The sequence below is a fragment of the Williamsia maris genome (genome assembly GCF_024171815.1).
Taxonomy (GTDB): Bacteria; Actinomycetota; Actinomycetes; order Mycobacteriales; family Mycobacteriaceae; genus Williamsia_A; species Williamsia_A maris.
Window position 1 is genome coordinate 264,300 of sequence record NZ_JAMTCJ010000002.1, and the last position, 22,945, is coordinate 287,244.

Consider the following 22,945-nt stretch of genomic DNA (forward strand, 5'->3'; position numbering starts at 1 on the left):
CCGTTGCGTGACAACCGGGACCAGGAGTCTGCTGGAGCAGGTTCACAGGCCCGCACCGAAAACGCAACGGGCCCAACTCCGACCGACCGTGGAGACGACATGACGATCACCCCGCGCACGCGCGTCGACACCGGCACGGTGTGGGTCGTCGAGGTCGACAGCGGGTCGGACGGACGCCACGTACACGGCGTCTACGCGAGCGAGTCCCGCGCCCACGATGCCGTCGTCGAGCTGATGACGACCCACTTCGCCGGGTACTGGTCGGCATGCAGTGTCCGCATCCCGGCGCCCGCGGACTTCGACAGCACCGGCGAGTGGCACCGGGCGGTCCTGGCCGCGTGGACCCTCGTCGCCGCACCCGACGTGACCATCGCGTGGGAGGACTGGCAACCGCAATGAGCGAACTGCTTCGACTGGCCGACCCCGTTGTCATCACGGGGCTGGCGACGGTGTGTGTCGGCGGGCTCATCGCCGCCCTGCTCATCGCATCCGCACCATTCCACGACACCGAACCAGAAGGGCACCGTCACATGCGCGTCTACAACCCGAACAGGGACGCCGTCATCGACGATCGAGGAGTCGACGCCGCGGTCGAGGCACTCGCCTTCGCCGTCCGTTGGGCGCCGTTCGGCGGCGCCGACCGCGACGAGATCTTCGTGACCTTCGGGCTGACGCCGGAACAGTTCGGCCAACGGTTGCGGCGGGCCGCCGATCACCCGGAGGCCCGGCATCGCCTCGACCTCTCCCCCACCGACCACGCCGCGCTGCTGGCCGAGGCGCAGCGGATGAGCACCTCCGCATCGCCGGACGACACCACCCGCCAGGCATCCTGACCGTGCCGAGCACCGACGGTGACGGCGCCCAGGACATCGACGGCACCACCGGACAGGACGATGCAGCGTGGGTCCCTGCCGTCGACGACGAGGTCGTCGTCCGTCCGGACACCGACACCGAGACCGAGACCACCGGACGGATCATCGACGACTTCGGCGAGTTCACCGCCGCGGCGGTAGAGGTCAACGAGACCACGATCTCGCCTGCGGCACGACGATGGGCGGTCCTCACCGCGGACGGAGACCTCGTCTTCGTCGACACAGACCAGATCCGGTCCGTCACACACCCTCGGATCGATACCGACGGCGACTAGGACTCGGTCAGCGCCCGCTGGTACCGCTGCATCCCGGAGATCCACCGACCGTAGTCGGATCCCTTGTGCTGGTACATCTTCAGCACCTCGGGGTGCGGCAGGATCAGGAACCGTTCGTCACCCAGCGCCTCGATGACGACGTCGGCGACGTCGTCCGGCTCGAGTACGTTGCCCGCGCTCGTGACCGCGCTGGCGGCGACCGACGCCCCGTCACGATCGGTCTCGAATCCGGCGTTGAGCAGCTCGGTGTTGACACCCATCGGGCAGAGGCAACTGACCGCGATGCCCTTGTCGCCGTACGTGACCGACAGCCACTCGGCGAAGCCGACGGCCGCGTGCTTGCTCACCGAGTAGGTGACCGACCCGATCTGGGTGAGCAGACCGGCCGCCGATGCGGTGGACAGGAAGTATCCGCGTCCGCGCTCGACCCACCCCGGGACCAGCGCGCGGGCGGCGCGCACGTGGGCGAGGACGTTGACGTCGAGCGCGGTCTGCCACGCGGCGTCGTCGGAGTCGAGTCCCATGCCCGCGGTGGTGCCCGCGTTGGCGACGTAGAGGTCGACCGGTCCGAACTGTTCTTCCGCCGTCGCGATGATCCGGTCGATGACCGCGGGATCGGAGACGTCGCCCGCGACCGACGCCGCGACCGTGCTCGACGCGGAGCCGTTGATCGAGTCGGCCACCGCCGCGACGCGGTCCGCGTTGAGGTCGGCGACGACCACCGACCCGCCGTGGGCGACGATCGCCCTGGCAATCGCGGCGCCGATGCCGGCGCCTCCTCCGGTGACCACTGCGACCGTGCCTGAAATCTCCATCAGGCGATGCTAACGATCAGCCGATCTTGAAGATGACGATCCGTTGGACGGCGAAGTTGATGACGGTCGCGGTGCCCTGGGCGATGACGTAGGCGAAGAGGCTGTACAGGATCTCCTCGGGCCACACGTGCGACAGCGCCGAGTAGATGCCGACCTGGACGGCGAAGGTCACGAGGTACAGCGCGATCACCGCGATGAAACGCGCGCGGCTGGGCTCGGCACGGAACGTCCACCGGCGGTTGATCAGATATGCCGTCGTGGTGCCCGCGATGAAACCGACCGTCTTGGCCAGCCAGTACGGCGCACCGATCACGTACTGCAGCAGCAACGTGATCCCGAAGTCGAGAACACCCGATCCCGCACCGGTGATGACGAAACGGACGAGCTGCGTCTTCAGGTCGACGTCGGTCGACGCCTCGGCATCGTCGAGTGGCAGCTCGATCGGCATCGGGGCGTGCGGAGTGCGGAACTCCTCGTGCGAGTGGTGTTCCCCGGGGGCGAGCTGGTCATCGGACACGCCGATCAGCCTAAACCTCGCCCACGCGGGCGAATCATTTCGCCGTGCTTCGGATTCGTGCGTGGCGGTCGAGGGTGGGCCACTAGGGTCAGCAGCGTGAGTGTCAGATCAGCTGTCGTCGGCAGCCTCATCGCCGTGTCCACCGTCGCCACCCTGCTCGTCGGGGGCGTCCCGGCCGGCGCCGCACCGCCGAGGCCCGCGGCCACCGAGACCCTGCCGCCGACCGGGACACCGAACTGGTCCGGCCTCGACGCGCGCGATTACTCCGGCGAGATCCCCACGCGTGCAGGCACACTCGTCGGGCACACGACCCTCGCACCGGCGTTGTCGATCCCCGGTGCGGGACGCGCGTACCGGATCCTCTACTCGACCACCGACCAGCACGACCGCCGCGCGGTCAGCACCGGCGCGGTCTTCCTCCCACGCGGTGCAGCACCCGCCGGCGGCTGGCCCGTGCTCGCCTGGGCGCACGGCACCGTCGGCATCGGCGACACGTGCACGCCGTCGGCCCAACCCCGCAGCACCCGCGACAGCGACTACCTCTCGCACTGGCTGCGCCGCGGATACGCCGTGGTCGCCACCGACTACGCCGGGCTCGGCACCCCCGGTCTGATGAGCTACCTCAACGGGGTCGCCGAGGCGCATTCGATCGTGGACTCGGTCAAGGCGTTGACCCAGCTGGGCGAGCCGACCGCCCGCCGGTGGGCGATCCTCGGCCAGTCACAGGGGGCCGGTGCGGCGATGAACGCCGCCCGTCGTGCCACCGAGTTCTCCCGCGGGTGGCCGCTGGACTACCGGGGCGTCGTCGCGACCGGCACACCCGCGAACATCGAGTCGGTCATCGTCCTGGGCGGACCGACCTTCCCGCCGGTGAAACTGCCGGTCGGACTCACGACGTACACGACCTACATACTCGCCGCGATCCGTGAGGCACGCCCCGATCTCGACATCGACGGCATCCTCACCCCACGCGGACGCGCGGTCGCCGATCGCGCCGAGACGGTCTGCTACCCGGAACTGCGTACGGAGCTGGCGGGGTCAGATGTGCGGTCTTTCTTCCGCCGCCCGGTGAACTCGATCCCCGGCGCGTACGACGCGCTGCACCGCTTCATGGGAACGCCCGCCCAGGGGTACGACCGGCCGATCTTCCTCGGCCAGGGTCTGCTCGACACCGACGTACCCGCGCCGTCGGCGCTGTCGTTGGCCGCGCAGCTGACCGCGAACCGCCAACCGGTGGAACTGCACGTCTACCCGACGTCGGATCACTCCGGCACGGTCTACGCCTCGCAACCGGATTCGACGCCGTTCCTGGCGCGGATACTGAAGCGATGACCACCCTCCGACGGCGATTCGCCGCCGCTGTCGTCGCCGTCATGTCCGCAACCGTGGTCGCGACGACGGTCCCCGCCGGTCCGGCATCGGCATTGACCCCCGAGCCCGCGCCGGACTGGTCCGGGCTCGACGTGCGGGACTACAGCGGCCCGATCCCGCAGCGGGCGGGCACGCTGATCACCACCCGGGCGATGGCGCCGAGCCTGTCGTTGCCGAACGCCGCGAGCGCGCACCGGATCCTGTACTCGACCACCAACCAGTTCGACCGACGTGCGGTGAGCACCGGCGCAGTCTTCATCCCACGCGGGACACCCCCGCGCGGCGGCTGGCCGATCATGGCGTGGGCGCACGGCACGGTCGGCATGGGTGACGACTGCGCGCCGTCGGCCCAGGTGCACGAGGCCGGCGAGGCCGCCTACCTCGGCCACTGGCTCGCCCGCGGCTATGCGGTCGTCGCGACCGACTACGTGGGACAGGGAACTCCGGGACTGCTGTCCTACCTCAACGGCGTCACCGCGGCCCATTCGGTGGCCGACTCGGTGGTGGCTGCGCGGCAGATGTCGCTGCCTCTCGCGCGGAAGTGGGTCGCGGTCGGGCACTCCCAGGGCGCGGGCGCGGCGCTGAGTACGGCGCGGTTCGCCGATCAGTTCACCGCCGGGTCGGGACTCGACTACCGCGGTGTGGTCGCCACCGGCGCACCGGCCAACATCGAGTCGGTCCTGCAGCTCGCCGGGCCGCAGTTCCCGCCGGTGATGCTGCCGCGTGCGCTGAACGGCTACGCGCTCTACATCCTCGCCGGGTTCCGCGACGCCCGCCCCGATCTGCCGGTGAACGCACTCCTCACACCGTTGGGTCGCCGGCTCACCGACATCGCCGGGACGACCTGCGGCAAGCAGCTGCGTCCGTTCGCCCGTGGGCTGGACCTGCGAAAGCTGTTCACCCGACCCATCGACACGATCCCCGGGATCTACGCCGCGCTGCGGGAGTACCTCGGCACCCCGGACAGCGGTTACACGCGACCGGTGTTGCTGGGACAGGGGTTGCTCGACGTCAACGTGCCCGCCCCGGCGGCGCTGTCGTTGGCGGCGCAGATGACGGCCAGCCGGCAACCACTGGAACTGCGCGTCTATCCCGGCGCCGACCATCCCGGTGTGTTGCGGGCGGTCCTGCCCGATGCCGATCGCTTTCTCGACCGGATCACCCGGTGACCGCACGCTGACGTAGTTTGAGTTCCATGCAACGTGAAACCGTGCGCTACGACGTCACCGACGGGGTGGCGGTCCTGACGCTGAGCCGCCCAGATCAGTTGAATGCGTTCACCGTACAGATGGCCGACGACCTCGTCGCTGCCTTCGACGAGGCCTCGGCCGACTCGACGGTCGGCGCCATCGTGGTCACCGGCGAGGGACGGGCGTTCTGCGCAGGCATGGATCTGAGCAGTGAGGGCAACGTGTTCGGGCTCGACGAGACCCTCGAGCCGACTCTCACCGACCTCTACGAGCGATTCGACGACCCGGCGATCATCAGTGGCGTCCGCGACACCGGCGGCCGTGTCTCGCTCGCCATCTACCGCTGCCCGAAACCGGTCATCGCGGCCATCAACGGTGCGGCCGTGGGCATCGGCGCGACGATGACCCTGCCGATGGACTTCCGGCTCGCGTCGGAGAAGGCCCGCATCGGTTTCGTGTTCGGCAAGCTCGGCATCGTGCCCGAGGCGGCGTCGAGCTGGTTCCTGCCCCGCGTCGTCGGGATGCAGAACGCGCTCGAACTCGTCTACTCCGCCGACATCATCGACGCCGCGACCGCCAAGGACATGGGACTGGTCCGCTCGGTGCATCCGCCCGAGGAGCTGCTCGACGCCGCGCTCGCCCTCGCGCACCGTTTCGTCGACGGGCGCTCGCCGGTGGCCACCGCGTTGGCGCGCCACATGCTCTACCGCAACAGCGCGTTCGCCTCGCCGGTCGATGCGCACCGCGTGGACTCGTTGGCGATGTTCTACACCAGCGTCGGGGACGGCAAGGAGGGTGTCGCAGCCTTCCTGGAGAAGCGGCCCGCCGAGTTCACCTCGACCGTGCCCGCCGACCTGCCCGACTTCCTCGACGAGACCGACGCCATCCGCTGACCGCCTCGCAGGTGTCGGTCAGCCGACGCCTGCGAGCCGAAGGGCCGCATCGCGCGCGCTGCCCCACGGATCGGAACCGATCCCGATGCCGTGTGCCACCAGGGCGCCCTCGTGAAGTGCCATCACGGCCTCGACCACGCTCTCGTCGGTCACCCCGCCGACGGCCAGGATCCGCCGGAAGAAGTCGAGGGTCTCGCGCTTCTGTTCGGCGATGAGCACCGCCACCGGGTGCGTCTCGTCGCTGAACTCGGCGTGTGCGTTGATCGAACCGCACCCCTTTCCGCCGTCGGTGTCCGACCAGGTGGCCGACGCGTCGAACGCTGCCCGTAACCGCTCGGCGCACCCCGGACCCGCGGACTCGACCGCGGCGTCCCGACGGATGCGCCACCGCCGGTCGCGGTCCCGCAGATAGGTCGTGACGAGCCCGTCCTTCGACCCGAACCGCTCGTAGAGCGTCTTCTTGGTCACCCCGGCGTCGTGCGCGATCGTGTCCACGCCCACGGCATGAATCCCCTGCTCGTAGAACAGCTTCGACGCGAACTCGAGGATGCGTTGCGCTTTCGGGGTCAGTTCGATGTCGGGGTCGGGGACCATGGACGTTGAGTATACAGATCTGTATAGTCGCGGCCATGACTAAACAGATCGGTATACCCGTCGGCGTACGCGCACACCCTGCCGTCACCGTCGGACTGTCCGCCCTGTTCGTCGCCTGTTGGAGCTCCGGGTTCATCGGCGCCAAGCTCGGTGCGGGCGACGCCGAGGTCACCACGGTGTTGATGTGGCGGTTCCTGCCCCTGGCCCTGGTGTTGCTGCCGGTCGCCTGGTTCTCGGCCCGCCGGCGGGCGACGATGCCCACCTCGCGCACCCTGGCCCGGCAGGCGGTCATCGGGGTGCTGTCGCAGAGTGGTTACCTGCTCACCGTCTACTGGGCCATCGGGATCGGGGTGAACACGGGGACCACCGCACTCGTCGACGGCATCCAACCGCTGGTGGCCGCGGCCCTGCTCGGACCGCTGCTCGGCGTCGCCGTCTCCGGCCGTCAGTGGATCGGGCTGGTCCTCGGACTCGGTGGGGTCGCCATCGTCACGGCGGCCGATGCCGGGTCCGACTCCGCGGCCCCGTGGTGGTCGTACGCGATCCCGTTCGTCGGGATGCTCAGTCTGGTCGCGGCCACCTTCGTCGAACAGCGCTCCCCCGCAGCCGTCTCCCCGCTGCGGGGTCTGGCCATCCATTGTTCGACGAGCGCGATCGTGTTCACGATGCTGGCGCTGGCCGGCGGTCACGCCACGCCTCCCGGCGACATCGCCTTCTGGAGAGCCATGGTCTGGCTCGTGGTGCTGTCGACCTTCGGCGGCTACGGGCTCTACTGGATCCTGCTGCGAAGAGTCGGGGTCACCCGCGTCAACACCCTGATGTTCCTGATCGCCCCGGTGACCGCGGTCTGGGGCGCGGTGATGTTCGGTGAATCGTTCACCGTCGTCACCGCCCTGGGGCTGGCGGTGGGGATCGCCGCCGTCACGGTGGTGACGGCGGCGCCCGGGGTCGGGAGATCTAGGCCGAGTGGCGCGCAGCGCGGAGTCCGAGGACCTCGAGCAGCTGCGGGCGTCGCAGGATCATCGCGATCCACAGCGCCACACCGAAATACACCGCGAACAGCGTCGTGCTGACAAGCGGTGCGTCGTTGTTCCAGTTCGCGGTCACGGCGCCACCGAGGTAGGCGGTGAGACCGATCGCGCCGAGGACTGCGGTCCGCGGGATGACCCACACGATCACGCACACCGCGAGCACGATGGCCATCACCGTCGCCTGGGTCGTGGTGAACCCGAGCTTCTCGGTGCCCTCGACGACGCTCTCGGGTTGGAACAGCTTGCCGAGTATGTCGAAGACGAGGAAGGCGCCGATCAGGACGCTGAGGACCACTCCGGCGATGTGGGTGCGCGAGCGCGTGGCGGTCGAGGTGGATTCGGTCGAGGTCGCGACGGTGGTGGTCATGGTGGCTCCTGGGGATGAGGTCCGGTGCGGCTGTCGTACGGATAGACACCGGCCACCGGGAAAACTCATCGCGACACTCAGCCGGCGTCGAACTCCCGGCGGCGTCGCTCGATCTCCGCGGTCCGACGTTGCTGTTCGGCCCGTTCGCGGCACTGCCGCAGGAAGGCGGCGTCGGCGACGGGATCCGCGGGCACGAATCGGCCCTTGCGGTCGTATTCGGGGAAGGCCTCGATCACGCGGTCCGACCTGGTCGGGCGTGGCCGGCGCCGTCGGCGGCGGCCGATGATCAGCCAGGCCAGCAGTCCGACGCCCGGCAGTGCCACGACCACCAGGAACCACGCCCACTGCGGGAGTCCGCGGATGTGGACAGAGTCGCGCCCGAGCACATCGATGGCACCGATCAGCGCCAGCAGGATCAGCACCCCGGCGATCGCCGCCGAGTACGGCAGCATCGGCGAACCGATCATCATCACGTAGTCCACTACCCTGCCGACCCGCCTCTCTGCCCATGGCGTCGATCAGGATCGCACAGCCGACCGTCGGCGAATAGAGAGCTTTCAGCCGACAGCACACCGCGAGCGTCCGATCATTCATCGACCCCCGAGCGGGCCGTCGAGGTCATCGGACCCGGTGGTCGCACCCCATGTTCCGCAGGACGTCCGGGGTGAGCGATGCGATGTCGGTGTGCCCGGACAGGCCGAGGGTGAGGTCGAGCTCGGCGATGATGTTCGCGACCGCGTCGCGCGCACCGTCGCGGCCGTTGATCGCCAGGCCGTACATGTGTGGTCGTCCGATACAGACCGCATCGGCTCCCAGCGCCAGCGCCTTGAACGCGTCCGAGCCGGTGTAGATCCCGGAATCGATGAGCACCTTCGCCCGGCCGTCGACCGCCTCGACGACATCGGGAAGGGCGTCGAGCGACGAGATCGATCCGTCGACCTGCCGACCGCCGTGATTCGACACGATGATCCCGTCGATACCGAGATCGACGGCGTGCCGTGCGTCGTCGGGATGCAGGATCCCCTTGAGGACGACCGGCAGGCTGGTCCGCTTCTGCAGTCCGGCGATGTCGTCCCAACTCAGCGACGGCCGGGAGTAGATGTCAAGGAAGGTCTGTACCGACTGCTTCGGGACCGGCGACCGCAGGTTCGACAGCAGCGATCCGGGGAGATGCCGGGCCATCGAGAACAGTGCCGACACCGCGGCCCGGGTGATCTCCACCTTCGGTCCGGCGTCGGCCGACGGGTTCGCGATCCGCTCGGCGACGATTTCCCGGAACCGCGGGTCCGAGGTGTACTGCGCGATGCCCTCGGCCCTGGCGAACGGAAGCGACCCGATGTTCAGGTCCTGTGGACGCCACCCCAGCATCGTGGTGTCGAGGGTGACGACGATTGCCTGGGCGCCCATCGTCTCGGCGCGTCGGACGAGGCTGTCGACCAGCGCGTCGTCGGTGGACCAGTAGAGCTGGAACCACCGCGGGGCGCCCGGGGTCACGGCCTCCATCGCGGCGGCGACGTCCTCCATCGGGTTGCACCCCTGGTTCGAGAAGATGTACGGGACACCCAGATCGGCTGCGGCGCGGCCGATGTGCAGATCGGAGTCGGGGTGGGCGAGTTCGCCGGCGCCCACCGGGGAGAAGAGGATCGGCGCCGGGAGCGTCGTCCCGAACAGGTCGACCGACAGGTCGCGTCGCGACACGTCGCGCAGCACGCGGGGCACGATGGCCCAGCGGTCGAAGGCGGACCGGTTGGCCCGCATCGTCGCGCCCTCGCCGGCGCCGCCCGCGATGTAGGCCCACCCGCGTGGACCCATCGCCTTCTCGGCGCGACGTTCGAGTTCGGCGAAGTCGGCGGGCACCGACGGGTGATGGCCGAACACACCTGCGGAGTAGATGGCGTTCTGGCGTGCGCGACCGGGAGCGGCGGCGGGCTGGGTCATCGGGGTCCTCTCACGGAATCTGCGACCTCCTGGAGCCTGGCGACGTAGTCGCGCAGCGCGGAGGCCTCGCTGTGGGCCATGTTGTCATTGGTCGCGTAGAGCCCCGCCGCGCCGTCGAGTGACTCGCGCAGGATGTCCATCTGTCCGACGTGCCGCGCGGTCTCGCCGAGCATGTGGACGACGATCTTCCCGAGCGTCACGTCGCGACGATCGTCCGGCCACCAGGGCACGACACCCGGTGTCGTGAGGTCCGAGGCATCGAAGGTCGTCTGCGCATGGGCCCACGCCGCGCGATAGAGACCCACGATGTCGTCGACCGATTCGTCTGCGGTGGCCCACATGTCGGCATTGTCGGACCACTCGCCCTCGAGCCACGGCGTGGGGATCTGCGGTGGACGACCGAAGGTGTCGCCGAAATAGCCGAACTCGACCACGGCGAGATGCTTGACCACGCCCAGCAGGTTCAGACCGGTGGGCGTGAGCGGACGACGCAGGTCGTGCGCGTCGACGCCGTCGACCTTCCAGAGCACTGCGTCCCGGTTGAACTGCAGGCGTACGAGAAGGAAGTCCTTGAGGTCCGCTCGGTCATCGGTGGCCATGGCATTCGAGCGTAGCCGCCTAGTCTGTCGTCGTGAGCCCGACTTCGCGCCCGTCCGCCATAGCGTTCGCAGGTCTCCTCGGCGCGGTGTCCGGGGCCGTCGACGTCCTGGTGTTCACCCGTCTCGGTGAGGTGTTCGCCAGTGTCATCACCGGCAACGTCGTGGTCGTCGGCGTAGCGATCGGGGGCGGTCGCCTCGGGGTGATGTCGCACGCCGCGATCGCGGTGGGGTGCTACGCGGTCGGGGTGGTCGTCGCGACCCTGATCACCCGTCGGGATGACGAGCATCCGGCACGTGGCGCCGCGACCCCGGTCATCGTGGTCTACGTGATCGAGTTCGCGCTGCTGTGTGGACTGGCCGCGATCTGGGTGGCCACCGACGGGCGTCCCGGCGGAACGGCGCAGTTCGTAGCGCTCGCGCTGACCGCCGCGGCGATGGGGATGCAGAGCAGGGCGTTCGCGATGTACCGGCTCCCCGGTGTCACCACCACCTACTTCACCGGCACGCTGACGAATCTGTTGACGGGACTCGTGACCGATTCCACCGTCAACCGTGCGGCCGCCGTCGCGCTGATGTCGTTGCTGGCCGGCGCGGCCGCGTCGGGCGCGCTGGTGTCGGTGGTCCCGATCGCCGCGCCCGCGCTCCCGTTGGCCCTGCTGGCTGCGGCGCTGGTGATGATCGCCGTCCGTCGACGCCGGCACAGCACCTGAGCCCACCTCTGTGGTGTCAGAGGAGACCACGTTCGTAGGCGACACGGACCGCCGCGGCGCGATCGCGCACGCCGAGCTTCGAATAGATGTGCAGCAGATGAGTCTTGACGGTGGCCTCGCTGATGACCAGCCCCTTCGCCACCGTGCGGTTGGTGCCACCCTCGGCGATCCGCGCGAGCACCTCGACCTCGCGGTCGGTCAGCTCGTCGAGCCGACGACGCGCCATCAGGCTCTGCGCCGCACTGGGAGCCAACACACTGCGCCCCGCCGCGACATCGACGACCGCCGCGATCAACTCCTCCCGGCTCAGCGCCTTCAGAAGGTATCCGTCGGCGCCGGCATCGATCGCCGACGCGATGTCCCGGTCGGCGTCGTAGGTGGTCAACACGAGAATCCTGGGCCGCAGCGGATCGCGTTGTCGGAGAGCCACGATGGCCGGGACACCGTCGCCGTCGGGCATTCGCAGATCCATCAACACGACGTCGGGATCCAACCGCGCCACGATCGCCAGTGCCTCGGGTCCCGACGATGCCTCGGCCACCACGTCCATCCGGTCGTCGGTGGCCAACATGCCCTTGACCCCATCGCGGACTATCGGATGGTCGTCCGCGATCACCACCGTGATCACGTCGCCGCCCTCGGGCCGCTCACGCCGGCACCACCGCACTGACCAGACAGCCCGCACCCGGCGTGGCCGAGATGTCCACCGTGCCACCGGACGACGAGACCCGCTCGCGCATGCCCCGTAGTCCGTTGCCCTCGTGAAGCCCCACCGGATCGAAGCCGTGGCCGTCGTCCTTGATGTCCAGCAGAACGCCTTCCTCCACGTAGGACAGGGAGACGTCCACCGACGTCGCGTGGGCATGCCGGGAGACGTTCGACAGCGCCTCCTGACAGATCCGAAGCAGGTTCTGGTCGTCGTCGGTGGGCACCGGATCGCCGTCGATGTCGATGCGGGCGCGCAGGTGATGCACTGTCGCCCAGGCGTTCACGAGTTCACTCAGGGCCAGCGGAAGGGGTTGCGAGTCCAGCATGGGCGACCGCAACGCGTAGACCGCGCGCCGGGCCTCCCCCAGACCGGAACGGGCCAGCGTCTTCGCGGTCTCGACACGGCCGACCCAGTCGGAGTCGCCGTCGATGGCCTCCAGTTGACTGACGATCGCGACGAGATCCTGGGCCACCGTGTCGTGGATCTCCCGGGAGAGCCGGGCGCGTTCCTCGAGCACCCCGCGCTCGCGTGCCCGTTCGAGAAGCTGTTCCTGCAGAACGGTATTGCGCTGCTGTGCCTCTTCGAGAGCCGTGACCGCGGCCTCGCGTTCGGCGACCTCACGATCGCGCCGGGCCCCCACCCAACTGAACAACACCACCAGTCCGGTGTTGATACCGACGAGCACGATCATCGCCGGCCAGGCCTGGGGGATCTGCGGGAACCCGCCGATCTGTGAGACCGCGGCCAGAACGGCGTTGGCGCTCATGGCCGTCCAGAGTGCGACGCCGGAGAACATCATCAACGCTGTCATGTATCCCATGAAGGCGTAGATGCCGAAGAACGGGCTCGCCCAGATCAGGGCGGCGGTCACCGCGAACTGCGCGACGAAGATCAGACCGCGGGCGGGCATCGACAGCGTCGCGCGTCGGATCCACGTGCACTGCAGTGCGAACGCCACGACCGACACCGTGATGAGCAGGCCTGGTGACCACCCGGATGACGTCGTCCCGGTCAGCACGCTGATGAGCAGTGACGCCAGGAGCAGACCGCCGGGGATGACGACGAGCAGCACGGGCGCGATGTCGAAACGGTCCCAGTTCAGGGGCTGCGGCGGGTGTGCGTCGTGGTCACGCATGTGCTGATACTCCCACGGATCGTCGGTTCGTCGCGGCTTCGCCGTCGCGCTCATTCCCATCGGAAGATGCGTACCGCGACCGCCGCGAGGACGACCATCCACGCTGCGAGCACCCCGAGGTGGAGCAGTTGTGGCCAGGCGCCGTCGACGGCGTCGGTCAGCGACCCGACCGCGGCGCCGGTGGGTGTGGCGTCGGAGATCCCGCGCAACCATCCCGGCATCGTGGCTCGCGGGATCCACAGTCCGGCGAAGAACTGCAATGCGAAGAACAGCACGGTGCCCACCGCACCTGCGACCTTGTTGCTACGGAATGCGCTCGCCAGGACCATCCCGATCGCGAGCATGGCGCCGGTGGAGAAGGCGAACGCGATCACGAAGCCCGTCATGTTCCGGGGCAGCGGTGCGCCGAACGCTGCGGGCACGAACACCATCACCGCCGCGACCACCACCTCGACGACCACCGCGAGGATCACCTGGGCGGCGAGCAACGCCGACGGCGACGCCGGGGTGGTGCGCAGACGTTTGAGGATGCCCATCTCGCGGTAGCGGGTCAGGACGTCGGGCAGGATCTGCACGCTGAGCAGGACCGCCGAGAACATGATGAGGATCGGTTGGTACACCGTGAACCAACTCGAGCCGTCCAGTCCGGCGCGCGGCTCCCTGGTCGCCGGCAGGGCGCCGAGGACGATCGAGGCGATCACCGGGATCGCGGCGACCCATGCGATCAACGCCGGGTTGCGCAACATCAGTCGCGACTCGGAGACCAGCAGGCCGCGCAGCCCTCGGGGCATCGCGCTCCGCGACGTGCGCTTGTCGGGCGTGGTGGTCAGTGCTGTTGTGGTGCTCATCGATTCACCTTTCCGTCGGACACGAGTGACACGAATGCGTCATCGAGGGTGGGTCGGTCCACTCGCAGGTGCGCGGCGGCGACTCCCTGCGCACGGAGTTCGACGATGACCTCGGCGACGACGTCGTCACCGCCGCTGACATGGAGCTGCCCACCGCGCGCTTCGACACCGACGACCGAGGTGAGTGCCCGAAGGCGTTCGAGGTCGACCGGTGCCGACGGGGTGAAGACCATGACCTGACCCCCGGCCCGGTCCGCGAGGTCGTCCGGCGACCCGATCGCGGCGATCCGGCCGCCGTCGATCACCGCCACGCGGTCGCAGAGGCGCTGCGCTTCCTCCATGAAATGCGACACCAGCAGCAGGGTCACGCCGGTGGACCGTAGGTCTTCGAGGAGCCCCCACACGTCGCGGCGCGCCTGCGGGTCCAGGCCGGTCGTCAGCTCGTCCAGGATGGCGACGCGGGGCCTGCCGATCAGGGCGAGCGCCACCGACAGGCGTTGCTTCTGCCCGCCGGACAGTTTGCTGTACTGCATTCGCCCGTGCGGGGCGAGGCCCAGGCGCTCGGCCAGTTCGCCGGCGTCCGCCGGATCGTCGTGGAACGACCCGAACAGCGCCAGCGCCTCGTCGACCCGGATCTTGTCCGGCAGGGTCGACTCCTGCAGCTGGATCCCCAACACCTCTCGGAGACCGACAGGGTCGGCACCCGGATCGAATCCGGCGACGTCGATGACGCCCCCGTCGCGAGTCCGGAGCCCACCGATGCACTCGACCGTCGTGGTCTTGCCTGCCCCGTTGGGTCCGAGGATCCCGAAGATCTCGCCCTCGTCGACGGTGAAGCCGACATCGACGACTCCACGGCCGCCCGGATACGTCTTGCTCAACTGCTCGACTCGAATGATCGTCATGAGTCCACCGTCGTCGGATGCGCGGCCGACGACATCCACCGGTCGGTTACACCGCGATCAACCGATCGGTGGACCCGCCGGCGTCCTCCGACCGACGGTGGTCAGTCCCTGCGCAGGTAGAAGTAGTAATGGTGGTCGCGGACGAGGCTGCTCTTGCCGTTCATGATCCCCATGACGGTCTGCTCGTCCACCCGCTTGAAGTGGTCGATCACGGGCTGGCCGTCGTAGACCATCGACGCGGTCACCTCGCCACGGAACTCGACCGGCCAGAGGCTCGCCTCGCCCTTGCCCAGGTCGACGTTCGAGAAGAGCTCGCCGGATTCGTCACGGCAGATGAGCGGCTTGACGTCGGTGACCGAGTTGAAGGTCTTGCCGTACCAGCGGGCCTTGTCGAGCGCCCCGTCCATCGCGTGACCGGACGGGAGCTCACCTCCCCGCCACGCCCCGAGCATCTCCTCGACCGCGACCGTCGGCAGCGGCGCCCAGATCTCGTCGAGCAGATCGGTGGTGCTCACCTCTCCGGACGCTGCGATGGCGGTGAACTTCTCGACTGCGGCGGTGACGTCCATGCCCCACACGATAGGACGTGCGTCACACCTCCGGAAGCCCCGGACGGCGTCCGCTCACGGCAGTCGCAAATATGTACACATTGCAGAACGTGAATTGAATTCGAAGCAGAAGATCAACAATTGTGCGAATACGCATCGCTATGTGGACACACCTGAAAAATAGTGTCCATTAATCGGACGTGGTGAGAAATCACAGGTCAGGCGTGACACGGAGCACTCATTTGCGAAATTCGGCGCCTCACCTGGCTTTTCCGATATCGGAGGGTATCGTCGGCTTCAGCGGTGTCGGGGACCGCTCCAACGGGGGATATCGACTCGTCACCATCGTGTATTCGGGTCGATCAACAATTCATCGCACGAGTGACGGACGTTCTTCTGCGCGCGCAGAAGGAGAAGACGGGTGGGGCCGAGTTGTCGTATACAGACGATCTCGCCGGGGGCGCGAACGGTATGGCGCAGATTCTCAACGACCCCTCCGGCGTGGTACCGGTGTTCCAGCCGGTGGTCGAACTGGGCGGACGCCGCATCATCGGGTTCGAGGCCCTGGCGCGCTGGCCCGAGTTCCCCGGGATCAACCCCGCCGACGCCTTCGACCTGGCTCGTCGTGAGGGCTCCCTGCCCGGACTCGACTGGTGGTGTCGCCGCCGTGCGGTGGAGCTCACCCGCGCCCACCGGATGGATCCGTCGCGGTACCTCTTCATCAATGTCGAGCCGCACTCGATGTCCACTCCCCCGCCGTGGGGATCGGCCGACGACCTGCTGCACGAGGTCCTCGACGACGACACCCAGATCATCCTCGAACTGACCGAGCGAACCCTGTTGTCCGATCCACCCGCCATGCTCGCGACGGTGGCGTGGGCGCGCCGCAACTCGTTCGGCATCGCTCTCGACGACGTCGGCTCCCGTCCGGAGTGCGTCGCACTGCTCGACGTGATCGCGCCGGACGTGGTGAAACTCGACCGCGACATCACCCAGATGACCGACGTCTCGGTCGAGACCGCGACCGTGATCAGCGCGACCGCGGACTATGCGCGCCGCCACGGGGCCACCGTGCTCGCCGAGGGCATCGAGCAGGACTTCGATGCGGCCTGCGCTGATCGCATGGGTGCGACCCTGGGGCAGGGCTTCCTCTACGGGCGTCCCGGGCCCCTACCGGATCTCGCTCCGCTGACCGGTCCGCGTCCCGAACTGATCTCGCGCGAGCGCGGCAGCATCCGGCCGCTGGGCGCCATCCTCACCGATAGTCCGTCCACCGTCGGGCCGCTCGCCGACGTCATCGCGATGTGCGAGGTGGTGGAGAACAGCGCCGCCATCGAGTACGCGCCCGGATGCGTCGTCGCCGCGCTGCGGGGCCCACGACACGTCGGTGCCGAACTCGGTGCGCGCTACCGCGCCATGGCCCGCCGTCATCACCTGGTCGGTCTGTCCGGGGCCGGTCTGGGACAGCGTCCGATCCCCGGCGTCTACGGCCCGGCGACGCCGACCGACTCCGGCGACGGGGTGTTCGCGGTGGCCGCGATCGGCGCCGACTACGCGATCGCGGTCCTCGGCCGCGGCGTCGACGCACCGGTCGACCCGACCGACAGCTACCGCTGGTCGGTCACCACCGACCGCGCCGTGGTCGCCGACACAGCGCGGTCGATCGCCGCCGATCTGTCGCGGGGCTGATCACCACACCGAGATGATCAGGCTCGCGCCGATGGTCACCATGATCGCCGCGACCAGCGCATCGAGGATCCGCCAGGCGCGGGGGCGGGCGAACAGGGGCGCGAGCTTGACCGCCGCGAGGGCGAGGGCCGCGAACCAGACGACGCTGGCGATCCCTGCCCCGACCGCGAACTCCCACTTGCCCTGCGGTCCATGGCTGTTCGCGATGGCGCCCAGAGTCAGCACCGTATCGAGGTAGACGTGCGGGTTCAGCCAGGTCAGCGCCATCGCCGTACCGATCGTCGCCCACCTGCCGCCGATGCCGCCGGAGGTGATCGTCATCGCCGATGGCGCGAGACTGCGTCGGGCCGCCAACAGCCCGAGCACGATGACGTAACCGCCACCGACCACGGTCGCGACCGTGACCGTGACCAGCGTCGGATGTCCCGACACCAACGCACCGAGACCCGCGACTCCGGCCGTGATCAGGATCAGGTCCGACACCGTGCAGACCGCCAGCACCGACACCACATGGCGTCGGGCCACGCCGGTGCGCAGGACGAGCACGTTCTGCGGCCCGATGGCGATGATCAGTGCGGCTCCGGTCATCAGACCGGCCCCGGCGGTGAGCAGTGCGTTCATATCGGCAACGGTAGGAGCGCTGCCTGGATGAATCCAGCGAATGTTTTTCACGAATCATTAGAATCGCTGTTCATGACGATCAACAGCGACGGCCTGGCGACGTTGGCGGCGGTGGTCCGGGGCGGGACCTTCGAGGCCGCGGCGCGGTCGCTGCACATCACTCCGTCGGCGGTCAGTCAACGGATCAAGGCCCTGGAGACGTCGGTCGGTCGGGTGCTGGTCCAGCGCACCAAGCCGGCGGTCGCCACCGCCGATGGTGAGGTGTTGCTCCGCCTGGCCAAGCAGTGGGATCTGTTGACGACCAGCGCCTTCGCCGAGCTCACGGGCGAGGCCGACGGTGAGCACACGGACCCGCGCGACCGGCCGCGTGTCCACCTCCCGATCGCGAGCAACGCGGATTCCCTCGCCATCTGGCTGCTGCCGGTCATCGTCGCAATGCAGGAGCGATTCGCCGTGGCGGTCGAGGTGCTCCGCGACGACGAGAGTCACAACACCGAATTCCTCCGAACAGGAACGGTGTTGGGCGCGTTGACCTCTGACCCGCACACGGTCCGCGGTTGCACGACCCGGCGCCTGGGGGCGACCCGGTATCTGGCCGTCGCCAACACCGAGTTCGCTGCGCACTGGTTCCCGGACGGCCTGCAGTCGCGTGACCTGGCCCGCGCGCCGATGGTCGCCTTCGATCGGAAGGACACCATCATGGCGGCACTGATCCGCCGCCACACCCGCGCCGCCATTGCACCGCCGACGACGTACATCCCCTCCTCGACGGAGTATCACCGCGCCGTCGAACTGGGCGCGGGGTGGGGCACCGTCCCACAGGCCCAGATCGCCGACGCCCTGGCGGCGGGCACGGTGACTCAGCTGTCCGAACACCACGTCGACATCGAATTGTATTGGCAGCACTGGACGTTGAACTCGCCGCTGATCGACGAGCTGACCGCACTCATCGTCGCCGCGGCCGCCGACTACCTGGTCTGAGCCGCCAGTGGATCGGCCGCGGCGGTCTCGTTGCTCAGTGGGTTCGCGATCTCGTCCCGATGCAGTCGAGCCCAGGCAAAGGCGATCACGGCCAGCGGTACCGGCACGAGCCCGCCGATGAGGAAGGTCGCGGTCAGACCGATGCCGGCCGCGACGGGCGCGGCCACCGCCATGGAGATGGGCATGAACGCGATCGAGACGAAGAAGTCGAGGCTCGCGACCCGGCCGAGCATCTCCGGTGGGACGCGACGCTGCAGCAACGTCCCCCAGATCACCATCGGACAGTCGAGCGCGAGGCCCATCACGAAACCGGCGACCGCGAAGGCGATGAGCCGGTCGCCGAACGCGAACACCACCATCGGCAGGCTGCTGACGCCCCAGATCGCGAACATCACGCTGAGGTAGCGCCGCGGCATCGGCAGCGACGCCATCAGCAGTGATCCGATGGCGCCACCGAAACCGAACGCCGCCAACACCATCGCGTGCGATCCGGCGTCCCCGCCGAACCTGTCCCGCATCGCGAACGGCACCAGGACCTCGATGGGTCCCATCGTCATCATCACCAGGATCGAGGCAAACAACAGCGTCGAGAGCAACCACGGCGTGCGCCACATGTACGAGAACCCCGCGGCGATGTCGGACAGCGTGGACCGCACCGGGCGGGTGCCAGTGGGGTCGGGCTCGGCAACGCGGCGCGCGGGGACTCGCCGCATGAACACGTAGAGCACCGCTGATCCGGCACTGGCACAGGCGGATCCGATGATCGCCAACGCGGGAGACGAGACGGCGATCAGACCGCCGGCCATGGCCGGGCCGGCGGCACTGAGGATCACCGGACGGAGCGTGCCCTCGATCCCGTTGGCCGCCATGAGCTCGTTCGGCGGCACCAGCGCGGGCAGCAGTGCCGAGTATGCCGGGTAGTAGATACCGGTGGTGACGCCGCCGACCAGCGCCACCACCATCAGCATCGGCAGGTCGAGCGCACCGGCGGCTGCGAGCACACCCACCGCACCGATGGCCGTCAGCTTGATCAGCTCCAACGCGATCAGGATGGTGCGCTGCGACATCCGGTCGGCCAACACCCCACCGAACAGCGTGGATGCCACCATCCCGACCGCCGCGATGCCGGTGACGAACGACAGCTGGACCGGGCCACCGCCCAGGGCGATCACCTGCCACACGACGCCCACCGTCCAGATGCCGTCGGCGAACATGGCCAGTACGAGGCCCATCGCGAGGAAGCGGTACTGGGTGCGCGCGAACGGCGCCAGAGCCCGCGGGTAGCGCGTCGCCCTGGCGCTCGTCTTCTCCTCAGGCGGGGCGCTCACGGGTTCAGCATGCCCGAATCGGCGGGCGGTCAGCGACCCGATTTCTTCCACCGTCGCCGTCTGGAATGGACGTACAGTTTCGACATGCCGCTGTCACTGGGACGTATGAACGCAACGATCGAGCGTCGGATGCTGATCAACTACCGGGTCGACCCGGCGCTGGCGCAGACCTGGCTGCCCGACGGCTTCCGCGTGCAGGTCGTCGACGGGGTCGCGATCGCGGGGATCTGCATGATCCGCCTCGCCCGCATGGCTCCGGTCGGCGTACCCACGGTGCTGGGATGGGGCGGGGAGAACGCCGCCGAACGTGTTGCCGTCGAGTGGACATCGTCCGACGGCACGCCGTCCCGGGGAGTGTTCATCACCCGCCGGTTCAGTGCGTCACGGACCGCGGTGGCGCTGGGCGGACGACTATTTCCCGGTGTACACACGAAGGCGGCCATCGCGAGCGACGAGTCGCCGGAACGCATCGCGCTACGTATGACCACACCCACCGACACCGTCGATGCCGACGTCCGGTTGTCCACCACGTTGTCGAACAGTGTCCTCGGGAGCATCGACGAGGCATCGGAGTTCTTCCGCGCCGGCAGCACCGGATGGTCGCCCGCATCGAAGAAGGGTGATCTCGACGGGTTGCGGCTGGACACCGATGCGTGGCGGGTCGAGCCGACCACCCCGGTGAGTGTGCGTGCCTCGCTGTTCGACAACCTGCCCTCCGGTTCCGCCGAACTCGACAGCGTGCTCGTGATGCGCGATGTGCCCGCGGTCTGGAATCCGGTCAGAACCCGATAGCAGCGGGAACGACCCGTATTTCTCACCGGTCACGGTGGTCCGGGAGCCCGTCTCGAGCCGGGCACAGCTGACATCGTCAGGCGACCGGTAACGGACTCGCCCGCGCCGACGATCTTTCGTATGGGCAACTACCTGGTTGTCTCGCTCACCCGTCACGAGAGGACATGTTCGAACATGACCGCAGCACGAACCGCGACCACCATTGCCGGGACCTTCATCGCCATCGCGGCGACGGCCACGATCGGTACCGGAACGGCGTCGGCCGCCACCGGGATCACCAGCACCACGGTGTACACGCTCGCGAGCCAGGGATTCTGCGCCGGCGAACTCGACGCCTCACTGGGCCACTACCCCGACCAGGTGGATCTGCAGGCCGGCGGTGTCCTGGTCGGTGTGGCACCGTGCTCACTCGACGTCGACTTCGTGTTCACCAGCCGCGCCGACGGCCACGTCACGACCTTCACGCGTCACCTGACCGGACCGGGTCCCGTGGGACTCCCGGGTCGCGACGTGGTCAGCCCCGGAAAGCCCGGTGTCTACGACGTGACGGTGAAGCCCAGGGCGCAGTTCGTCGGGGGGCAGAAGCTGACCATCGACACGGAGTACCGCGGCTGATCAAGGCGTGCCGGACGTCGTCGACGGGTGCGCTCTGCGAAGCAGATTCGGGAGATCGATCGGTTCGGGCTCCCGCATCGGATCGGTGCTCAGCAGGCGCAATCCGTCGGCGACGACCCAGATGCGTCCGCCCGAATCGGATGCCACGCGTGGGCCACTCGTGAAGATCGGCGCGGCGCGGACCACCTCCATCGTGGTCGGATCCATCAGTTCGAGCAGCCAGTACTGCCTGGTGTCGCCTGCCGGGTCGGAGTGATCGGTGGGCCACCGACCGGTGCACCCGGTGCGACCACTGGGATGCGACACCGTCCACAGATGTCGGCCGGCGCTGCCACCGCCGAAATGCATGCGCGGCAGCCGCGCAGCGTCACCGACCAAGAGGTCGTCGTGCACCTTCGCGATGTCGGAGCCGGATATGACGTGCACCGGATCGCCACCCAGCAGTGGCCGGGCGTCCATGTCCGGCAGGCTGTTCACCGGACCGATCTCGACGTCACCGGACGTGGTGACGCGGACCAGTCGATACTCCGTCTCCCGGTCGGCACCTCGGTGTCCGGTGATGACGAGCAAGAGGAAGTCATCTCCGAAACCCGTTGCCGCACTCACCGAACCGGGACAGTCCTCGACCGCGAGGGGTTCGCGGCCCGGGGTGTGCAGCCACCATCCGCTGTCGTGGGTGCACGTCAGCAACGTCTCGCCGACCACCGCGGCCACCGACACCGGTTCGCCCGCGACCAGCCGGGGTTGCGCATCCGGTGCGCAGCGGTACACACCATCGGTGCCGACCACCCAGCAACCGGTGGGCGTCGCGTGGACTCGGCGCGCGTGCGCACCGACGGCTCCGGGTAGAAGATGTTGCGACGCAGTGCCGCTCGAGTCCAGACGAACGACGAGCGGCAGCTGCGTGTCGACTGCCCACACGGTGTCGTCGGCGCAGGAGACGTCGCCGGGCACCACGTCCGGTCGCGGTGTCGGGGGCGGGACGTCGTCGAGATCCAGCTCGACCAGAACGCCCACCGGGACCTCGATGGTGGTCGAACGGTCAACCGGCTCGGTCCACAGTGCCTGCCGGTCGAAGAATCGTGGCGCCGCAGCGACATCGTCGCCGACACGACATCCCGGTGTCGGCTCCCACCGCGGCGGGGTGTGATCACTCGCACGATAGCGGTTGTTCAGCAACCGGATTCGCGTCACCCGACCCCGCACATCGGGTGATGACGACCCGATCTCGTAGAGACTGACGAACCGTCCGCTCAGTTCGACCTGGCCGACACGGGGCCGATCGCCCGACCAGCTCGCCGTCCATCCGTCGCCACGGAGCAGACCGCTCCAGCACAGATCATCGTCGCCGGCCCGCGGAGCCGTCCGTTGCGGTTCGAGTCGTGCGTGGATGACGGTTGTGCGGTCACCATCGGAAGGTTGCTCCGAGAACCGGAGCGGAAGTGAGCTGATCGAACCGACCCGAGGAGGCGGAATCGCTCCGTCTTCTATGAGCAGTTCGTCGACGAGCACCGTGAGGGTGCGAAGGCGCGTCATGCGCCTTTCTGCAGAGTCATGTCAGCGAAGGTACGCCCGTGACGCCGACGACGGCAAGAGCGGTGT

The 22,945-nt window shown here is 68.5% G+C and carries 27 protein-coding genes; 12 read left to right on the top strand and 15 right to left on the bottom strand.

Annotated elements, in window-relative coordinates:
* Positions 1-99: 99 nt before the first annotated feature.
* Genes LX13_RS08180 through LX13_RS08190 form a run of 3 tightly spaced genes read left to right on the top strand, consistent with a single transcriptional unit; the run spans position 100 to position 1,147 of the window.
* The gene (locus LX13_RS08180) at positions 100-399 is read left to right on the top strand and encodes a hypothetical protein (RefSeq protein WP_253660845.1); all 300 of its coding nucleotides are present in this window, start codon (positions 100-102) and stop codon (positions 397-399) included.
* Complete coding sequence (locus LX13_RS08185) at positions 396-833, top strand: hypothetical protein (RefSeq protein ID WP_253660846.1); 438 nt, start codon at positions 396-398, stop codon at positions 831-833. Before LX13_RS08180 ends, LX13_RS08185 begins: the two co-directional genes overlap by 4 nt.
* Before the next feature lie 2 nt (positions 834-835).
* Positions 836-1,147, top strand: a complete 312-nt coding sequence (locus tag LX13_RS08190; RefSeq protein WP_253660847.1) for a hypothetical protein — start codon at positions 836-838, stop codon at positions 1,145-1,147.
* On the opposite strand, the gene LX13_RS08195 is transcribed toward LX13_RS08190, so the two are convergent.
* Positions 1,144-1,962: an SDR family oxidoreductase gene (locus LX13_RS08195; protein ID WP_253660848.1), complete on the bottom strand. Its 819-nt coding sequence runs from the start codon at positions 1,960-1,962 to the stop codon at positions 1,144-1,146. The genes LX13_RS08190 and LX13_RS08195 overlap by 4 nt on opposite strands.
* A 16-nt stretch (positions 1,963-1,978) precedes the next feature.
* Positions 1,979-2,410 carry a GtrA family protein gene (locus LX13_RS08200; RefSeq protein ID WP_253661786.1) on the bottom strand — a complete coding sequence of 144 codons (432 nt, stop codon included), beginning with the start codon at positions 2,408-2,410 and terminating at the stop codon, positions 1,979-1,981.
* A gap of 165 nt (positions 2,411-2,575) precedes the next feature.
* Between LX13_RS08200 and LX13_RS08205 the strand changes: the two genes are divergently transcribed.
* Genes LX13_RS08205 through LX13_RS08215 form a run of 3 tightly spaced genes read left to right on the top strand, consistent with a single transcriptional unit; the run spans position 2,576 to position 5,933 of the window.
* Positions 2,576-3,811: an alpha/beta hydrolase family protein gene (locus LX13_RS08205; protein WP_253660849.1), complete on the top strand. Its 1,236-nt coding sequence runs from the start codon at positions 2,576-2,578 to the stop codon at positions 3,809-3,811.
* Positions 3,808-5,019, top strand: coding sequence for an alpha/beta hydrolase family protein (locus LX13_RS08210; RefSeq protein WP_253660850.1), 1,212 nt, complete (start codon positions 3,808-3,810; stop codon positions 5,017-5,019). Before LX13_RS08205 ends, LX13_RS08210 begins: the two co-directional genes overlap by 4 nt.
* A 26-nt stretch (positions 5,020-5,045) precedes the next feature.
* Positions 5,046-5,933, top strand: a complete 888-nt coding sequence (locus tag LX13_RS08215; RefSeq protein WP_253660851.1) for a crotonase/enoyl-CoA hydratase family protein — start codon at positions 5,046-5,048, stop codon at positions 5,931-5,933.
* Between the two features lie 18 nt (positions 5,934-5,951).
* Here the strand turns inward: LX13_RS08215 and LX13_RS08220 are convergent, their stop codons facing one another.
* On the bottom strand, positions 5,952-6,527 hold the full coding sequence (locus LX13_RS08220) for a TetR/AcrR family transcriptional regulator (protein ID WP_253660852.1): 576 nt from the start codon (positions 6,525-6,527) through the stop codon (positions 5,952-5,954).
* 35 nt (positions 6,528-6,562) lie between these two features.
* Here LX13_RS08220 and LX13_RS08225 point away from each other — a divergent pair, with 35 nt between their 5' ends.
* Positions 6,563-7,600, top strand: a complete 1,038-nt coding sequence (locus tag LX13_RS08225) for a DMT family transporter (RefSeq protein ID WP_253660853.1) — start codon at positions 6,563-6,565, stop codon at positions 7,598-7,600.
* Here LX13_RS08225 and LX13_RS08230 read toward each other — a convergent pair.
* The 4 genes from LX13_RS08230 to LX13_RS08245 all read right to left on the bottom strand — a co-directional run bounded on the left by LX13_RS08230 (position 7,485) and on the right by LX13_RS08245 (position 10,462).
* The gene (locus LX13_RS08230) at positions 7,485-7,925 is read right to left on the bottom strand and encodes a DoxX family protein (protein ID WP_253660854.1); all 441 of its coding nucleotides are present in this window, start codon (positions 7,923-7,925) and stop codon (positions 7,485-7,487) included. The genes LX13_RS08225 and LX13_RS08230 overlap by 116 nt on opposite strands.
* Before the next feature lie 77 nt (positions 7,926-8,002).
* Positions 8,003-8,395 (bottom strand): PLD nuclease N-terminal domain-containing protein, encoded by a 393-nt coding sequence (locus tag LX13_RS08235; protein WP_253660855.1) that lies wholly within the window; start codon positions 8,393-8,395, stop codon positions 8,003-8,005.
* 148 nt (positions 8,396-8,543) lie between these two features.
* Complete coding sequence (locus tag LX13_RS08240) at positions 8,544-9,863, bottom strand: alpha-hydroxy-acid oxidizing protein (protein WP_253660856.1); 1,320 nt, start codon at positions 9,861-9,863, stop codon at positions 8,544-8,546.
* The gene (locus LX13_RS08245; protein WP_253660857.1) at positions 9,860-10,462 is read right to left on the bottom strand and encodes a DinB family protein; all 603 of its coding nucleotides are present in this window, start codon (positions 10,460-10,462) and stop codon (positions 9,860-9,862) included. The genes LX13_RS08240 and LX13_RS08245 overlap by 4 nt, the downstream gene beginning before the upstream one ends.
* A 32-nt stretch (positions 10,463-10,494) precedes the next feature.
* Between LX13_RS08245 and LX13_RS08250 the strand changes: the two genes are divergently transcribed.
* Complete coding sequence (locus LX13_RS08250; protein ID WP_253660858.1) at positions 10,495-11,172, top strand: DUF1275 family protein; 678 nt, start codon at positions 10,495-10,497, stop codon at positions 11,170-11,172.
* A gap of 16 nt (positions 11,173-11,188) precedes the next feature.
* Here LX13_RS08250 and LX13_RS08255 read toward each other — a convergent pair whose 3' ends face one another.
* The 5 genes from LX13_RS08255 to LX13_RS08275 form a co-directional block, all read right to left on the bottom strand.
* Positions 11,189-11,800 carry a response regulator gene (locus LX13_RS08255; protein WP_253660859.1) on the bottom strand — a complete coding sequence of 204 codons (612 nt, stop codon included), beginning with the start codon at positions 11,798-11,800 and terminating at the stop codon, positions 11,189-11,191.
* A gap of 19 nt (positions 11,801-11,819) precedes the next feature.
* Entirely contained in the window at positions 11,820-13,016 is a 1,197-nt protein-coding gene (locus LX13_RS08260) for a sensor histidine kinase (RefSeq protein WP_253660860.1), read from the bottom strand.
* A gap of 50 nt (positions 13,017-13,066) precedes the next feature.
* Positions 13,067-13,864 carry an ABC transporter permease gene (locus tag LX13_RS08265; RefSeq protein WP_253660861.1) on the bottom strand — a complete coding sequence of 266 codons (798 nt, stop codon included), beginning with the start codon at positions 13,862-13,864 and terminating at the stop codon, positions 13,067-13,069.
* Positions 13,861-14,769, bottom strand: a complete 909-nt coding sequence (locus LX13_RS08270; protein ID WP_253660862.1) for an ABC transporter ATP-binding protein — start codon at positions 14,767-14,769, stop codon at positions 13,861-13,863. The genes LX13_RS08265 and LX13_RS08270 overlap by 4 nt, the downstream gene beginning before the upstream one ends.
* A 101-nt stretch (positions 14,770-14,870) precedes the next feature.
* Positions 14,871-15,338, bottom strand: coding sequence for a DUF4334 domain-containing protein (locus tag LX13_RS08275; RefSeq protein WP_253660863.1), 468 nt, complete (start codon positions 15,336-15,338; stop codon positions 14,871-14,873).
* 360 nt (positions 15,339-15,698) lie between these two features.
* On the opposite strand from LX13_RS08275, the gene LX13_RS08280 reads away from it, so the two are divergent.
* Positions 15,699-17,006: an EAL domain-containing protein gene (locus tag LX13_RS08280; RefSeq protein ID WP_253660864.1), complete on the top strand. Its 1,308-nt coding sequence runs from the start codon at positions 15,699-15,701 to the stop codon at positions 17,004-17,006.
* On the opposite strand, the gene LX13_RS08285 is transcribed toward LX13_RS08280, so the two are convergent.
* Entirely contained in the window at positions 17,007-17,627 is a 621-nt protein-coding gene (locus LX13_RS08285) for a LysE/ArgO family amino acid transporter (RefSeq protein ID WP_253660865.1), read from the bottom strand. It abuts the gene before it with no gap.
* Between the two features lie 72 nt (positions 17,628-17,699).
* Between LX13_RS08285 and LX13_RS08290 the strand changes: the two genes are divergently transcribed.
* Complete coding sequence (locus tag LX13_RS08290; protein ID WP_253660866.1) at positions 17,700-18,608, top strand: LysR family transcriptional regulator ArgP; 909 nt, start codon at positions 17,700-17,702, stop codon at positions 18,606-18,608.
* Here the strand turns inward: LX13_RS08290 and LX13_RS08295 are convergent.
* Complete coding sequence (locus LX13_RS08295; RefSeq protein ID WP_253660867.1) at positions 18,596-19,936, bottom strand: MFS transporter; 1,341 nt, start codon at positions 19,934-19,936, stop codon at positions 18,596-18,598. The two genes, LX13_RS08290 and LX13_RS08295, sit on opposite strands and share 13 nt — an antisense overlap.
* Before the next feature lie 84 nt (positions 19,937-20,020).
* On the opposite strand from LX13_RS08295, the gene LX13_RS08300 reads away from it, so the two are divergent.
* Together LX13_RS08300 and LX13_RS08305 are read left to right on the top strand one after the other, a co-directional pair.
* Positions 20,021-20,728 carry a DUF2071 domain-containing protein gene (locus tag LX13_RS08300; RefSeq protein WP_253660868.1) on the top strand — a complete coding sequence of 236 codons (708 nt, stop codon included), beginning with the start codon at positions 20,021-20,023 and terminating at the stop codon, positions 20,726-20,728.
* 174 nt (positions 20,729-20,902) lie between these two features.
* Entirely contained in the window at positions 20,903-21,343 is a 441-nt protein-coding gene (locus LX13_RS08305) for a hypothetical protein (RefSeq protein WP_253660869.1), read from the top strand.
* On the opposite strand, the gene LX13_RS08310 is transcribed toward LX13_RS08305, so the two are convergent.
* Positions 21,344-22,879 (bottom strand): hypothetical protein, encoded by a 1,536-nt coding sequence (locus LX13_RS08310; RefSeq protein ID WP_253660870.1) that lies wholly within the window; start codon positions 22,877-22,879, stop codon positions 21,344-21,346. It abuts the gene before it with no gap.
* Between the last annotated feature and the right edge of the window lie 66 nt (positions 22,880-22,945).

What these genes read in the sequence shown, in the direction of transcription:
- LX13_RS08290 (WP_253660866.1), top strand. Translation starts at nt 17,700, where the DNA reads ATGACGATCAACAGCGACGGCCTGGCGACGTTGGCGGCGGTGGTCCGG.
- LX13_RS08185 (WP_253660846.1), top strand. Translation starts at nt 396, where the DNA reads ATGAGCGAACTGCTTCGACTGGCCGACCCCGTTGTCATCACGGGGCTG.
- LX13_RS08285 (WP_253660865.1), bottom strand. Translation starts at nt 17,627, where the DNA reads ATGAACGCACTGCTCACCGCCGGGGCCGGTCTGATGACCGGAGCCGCA.
- LX13_RS08230 (WP_253660854.1), bottom strand. Translation starts at nt 7,925, where the DNA reads ATGACCACCACCGTCGCGACCTCGACCGAATCCACCTCGACCGCCACG.
- LX13_RS08180 (WP_253660845.1), top strand. Translation starts at nt 100, where the DNA reads ATGACGATCACCCCGCGCACGCGCGTCGACACCGGCACGGTGTGGGTC.
- LX13_RS08260 (WP_253660860.1), bottom strand. Translation starts at nt 13,016, where the DNA reads ATGCGTGACCACGACGCACACCCGCCGCAGCCCCTGAACTGGGACCGT.
- LX13_RS08305 (WP_253660869.1), top strand. Translation starts at nt 20,903, where the DNA reads ATGACCGCAGCACGAACCGCGACCACCATTGCCGGGACCTTCATCGCC.
- LX13_RS08200 (WP_253661786.1), bottom strand. Translation starts at nt 2,410, where the DNA reads ATGCCGATCGAGCTGCCACTCGACGATGCCGAGGCGTCGACCGACGTC.
- LX13_RS08300 (WP_253660868.1), top strand. Translation starts at nt 20,021, where the DNA reads ATGCCGCTGTCACTGGGACGTATGAACGCAACGATCGAGCGTCGGATG.
- LX13_RS08240 (WP_253660856.1), bottom strand. Translation starts at nt 9,863, where the DNA reads ATGACCCAGCCCGCCGCCGCTCCCGGTCGCGCACGCCAGAACGCCATC.
- LX13_RS08220 (WP_253660852.1), bottom strand. Translation starts at nt 6,527, where the DNA reads ATGGTCCCCGACCCCGACATCGAACTGACCCCGAAAGCGCAACGCATC.
- LX13_RS08275 (WP_253660863.1), bottom strand. Translation starts at nt 15,338, where the DNA reads ATGGACGTCACCGCCGCAGTCGAGAAGTTCACCGCCATCGCAGCGTCC.
- LX13_RS08195 (WP_253660848.1), bottom strand. Translation starts at nt 1,962, where the DNA reads ATGGAGATTTCAGGCACGGTCGCAGTGGTCACCGGAGGAGGCGCCGGC.
- LX13_RS08210 (WP_253660850.1), top strand. Translation starts at nt 3,808, where the DNA reads ATGACCACCCTCCGACGGCGATTCGCCGCCGCTGTCGTCGCCGTCATG.
- LX13_RS08245 (WP_253660857.1), bottom strand. Translation starts at nt 10,462, where the DNA reads ATGGCCACCGATGACCGAGCGGACCTCAAGGACTTCCTTCTCGTACGC.
- LX13_RS08225 (WP_253660853.1), top strand. Translation starts at nt 6,563, where the DNA reads ATGACTAAACAGATCGGTATACCCGTCGGCGTACGCGCACACCCTGCC.
- LX13_RS08235 (WP_253660855.1), bottom strand. Translation starts at nt 8,395, where the DNA reads ATGATGATCGGTTCGCCGATGCTGCCGTACTCGGCGGCGATCGCCGGG.
- LX13_RS08265 (WP_253660861.1), bottom strand. Translation starts at nt 13,864, where the DNA reads ATGAGCACCACAACAGCACTGACCACCACGCCCGACAAGCGCACGTCG.
- LX13_RS08270 (WP_253660862.1), bottom strand. Translation starts at nt 14,769, where the DNA reads ATGACGATCATTCGAGTCGAGCAGTTGAGCAAGACGTATCCGGGCGGC.
- LX13_RS08215 (WP_253660851.1), top strand. Translation starts at nt 5,046, where the DNA reads ATGCAACGTGAAACCGTGCGCTACGACGTCACCGACGGGGTGGCGGTC.
- LX13_RS08310 (WP_253660870.1), bottom strand. Translation starts at nt 22,879, where the DNA reads ATGACGCGCCTTCGCACCCTCACGGTGCTCGTCGACGAACTGCTCATA.